We start from the raw sequence: 2,846 nt of genomic DNA on the forward strand, positions 1-2,846 counted from the left end.
TTAATCCTTATCTTGATCGGGTCGGATGTTGTATCATTATTGAAGTTAGGTGCATTGGTTACTTCAAGGTCTACTTCCCCGCCACTTACACGACCAATGGGAATAATCCCGGAAGATATTCCACTCGTACTGGGGGCATCAATAGTTGCCTGGATATACCCTTCAAATCCCTCGTCTATATATATGGCACCGTTGCGGAAAAACATATACACGTCATATGATGAATCGGGTCCATAATTACCATCGTCAAACGGAGTTCCTTGTGGCGTAATATCATTAACTTCTATCTCTATTTCATTATCGCTCAATTTTGCGATGTGAAGCCCAGTATTTAGTTTGTATACGCCGGAACCCGGCGCAGTTTCGTTAAACAATCCACTTTGAGTACCAAGCCCTACAACAGGGAATTCAAAGTAAGTCTTGTCACTGCCAAGCTTTACATGTTTTCTGATATTTAGCATTGAGAACAGCATTGCAGCATTAGGTGCTACCTTATTACCCTTATAGAAGTATTCTCCATGATCGTATTCATAAACTGCGTCATCAACTGTAACCCTGTTCCAATCTTTTTCAGTCATTACTTCAGTATCATTTTTCATGAATTTAAAATCTTCGGGTAAACGCACCGAAGCAGTGTCACCTGGCATGATTTGCCCAGCCGAATTTCGTATATACACCGTCCCAAGTTCCTGCACTTTATCATCATCAACAACTGGTATATTTAAAACTTCAACATCACTAGCATATGCGCCAAGAGGATTTAAAACTGTAAAAATAAGCATAAGAACAAATATTAAATAAATTTTGTTTTTCCATTTTTTTGGCAAGATAATACTCCCTCCTAATAATTTTTAAAAACATTTTATTAATTAATTATCTAATCTAATTAAAATTAAGCACCTCCCTTTGCCAGTAATGATTGAATAGTCATTCATTTTATGCAGCGCATAACGCCTCACCTCGCCTTGCCTACCTTTATTTTTAAAAATTTATACCATGTCATATTTTTTTGAATTTTTTAATAATTATTAATTCGATATTAACTAAAGAATTCCTTCATATAAAAATATTTTTTAAGAAAATACTTGACAGACGCAATGTCAATTCTTTTTTGAGCATATTGCAAGTTTATAATAAATAAAAAGAATGGCCATGCTAATGGTCATTCTTTAGAATATTACCTGTTTACTTATATCGTCATACATTCTGAATCTGTTTAATTTGTTGTTTACCTTACATGCTATATGCAAAAAATACAATATCTATCTAAATCTATTAAACTATACTCTTTCTGTTCAAAACGGCAATTTAATTTCTAAGCATCCTTAGACATGGGCAAAATATTTTTTCCCACAAGATTAAGGTAATTAGCTGCTGCTACTGAATGTTTAAATTTTAAATCGGTTAAACCATACTCTGCTTTCTCAAGGTTCTTTTCGGCAGCAAGAACATCTCCCTTGCTTGCAATCCCAACTTCATATTTAAGTTTTTCTACCCGCAATGCCTCTTGTGCCGACAAAACTCCTTGCTCTGCAGCTTTCATGGCTTCTTCCAAAGACTTAATGTCATAATATAAAAGACGTACTTGCTTTTGCAGTTCTTTTTTGGCTTCACTAACGGACATCTCCGCAATATCAATGTCATGCTCTTCCACATCATAAGGTTTACTTAAAAAAGAGAGGTCTTTCCTCTCAATCGTAACCTTTTGCAACGCTTTCCATATGTCTATATTGCTCTTAACAGCTTTATCAACGTCATGATCCAAGTCGTCAACTACAAGCGTTTCATATGGAATTGAATCAATTAACCTAACTCTTTCATTTGCTTTTATCCCCAAAAACTTATTCAGCTCGACATGCGCTTTGTTTAACTCTTCTTCTACAGCTTTGAATTCAGATTGTGCCCCCTGCAACAATGCATCCACTCCCACCATTGCTGGAGGAGCCATTACACCAACGCTTAACTGCGCCCGGGCAATTTTTTTGTTCCATTCCGCTTCTTCCAAAGCTTTCTGCAGGCTTATTGCTTTTTTTTCCAAGTTTCTTATTTTACAATACTGTTCATATACACCAAGCGTAATTTTATCGATTTTATTCTGAATTTCCTTCCTTTGGATTTGATAGTTAAGGTCAGCCTGCAGCAATCCTGAATAAGCCGCCTCGGCTTGTGGCACATACCCGCCACCCCGTACACCGGCGGGTATAAATGTAATATTATCTACAGCTCTTTCCCTTTGATCCCATGCTTTGTCAGCAACCTCTTCCTGGATTTTAATCTCATCACTATTCTTAATAGCCATATCGACCGCTTCTACCAATGTTAATTGCTGCAATCCATCGGGTAATTCCGAAGCCAAGGCGTTAGAGGTAGCAAAGCCTAGTAAGATAACCAAAAAAAGAAGTAATAGCCCTATCTTCCTCATACACATACCTCCACTCTTTGTTAAGCAATTAAATAATTTACTATGTTAACTTTACTTGGTTTCCCTAGGGTTGTCAACATCATATATGCGTGGATATTTATACCAAATATGCAAAACTGTTTAAATATGACAAAGCAATCTTATTAAGCATAAAAATAAGCCCAGATCCAAAGACCCGGGCTTATTTTCTCTTTAATTAAGCAATTTACTTAACAGTCAAGGTAGCAGTCTTGGTGGCGTTATCCCAGCTGGCAACAGCGCCGAGAGCAACACCGGCTGCGGACAGGGATACATAGGTCCGACCGTCTTTCAATTCTGCACCCTTGTCAGTGGGCAGGGCCACGCCGTTCAGCTTGACCTGGGGATCACCCACGGTGAGTTGTGCCACGCGGTCACCTTTGATAAAGGTGGCAGTCTTGGTGGC

Annotated in this window: 2 protein-coding genes and 1 pseudogene; all 3 read right to left on the minus strand. The window is 38.0% G+C overall.

Features of this window, described 5'->3' with window-relative positions; translation table 11 throughout:
* Positions 1-827, minus strand: a pseudogene (locus BM299_RS18585) (hypothetical protein); the annotation flags it as partial.
* Between the two features lie 488 nt (positions 828-1,315).
* Positions 1,316-2,422 carry a TolC family protein gene (locus BM299_RS18590; protein ID WP_165608446.1) on the minus strand — a complete coding sequence of 369 codons (1,107 nt, stop codon included), beginning with the start codon at positions 2,420-2,422 and terminating at the stop codon, positions 1,316-1,318.
* A 205-nt stretch (positions 2,423-2,627) separates the two neighbouring features.
* A partial coding sequence (locus tag BM299_RS18595) for a stalk domain-containing protein (RefSeq protein ID WP_131820691.1) occupies positions 2,628-2,846 on the minus strand: 219 nt, incomplete at its 5' end.

It is taken from the genome of Desulfoscipio geothermicus DSM 3669, from assembly GCF_900115975.1.
Classification (GTDB): Bacteria; Bacillota; Desulfotomaculia; order Desulfotomaculales; family Desulfallaceae; genus Desulfoscipio; species Desulfoscipio geothermicus.

Excerpts from the sequence above, each read along its gene's own strand:
- BM299_RS18590 (WP_165608446.1), bottom strand. The coding sequence starts at position 2,422 with ATGAGGAAGATAGGGCTATTACTTCTTTTTTTGGTTATCTTACTAGGC.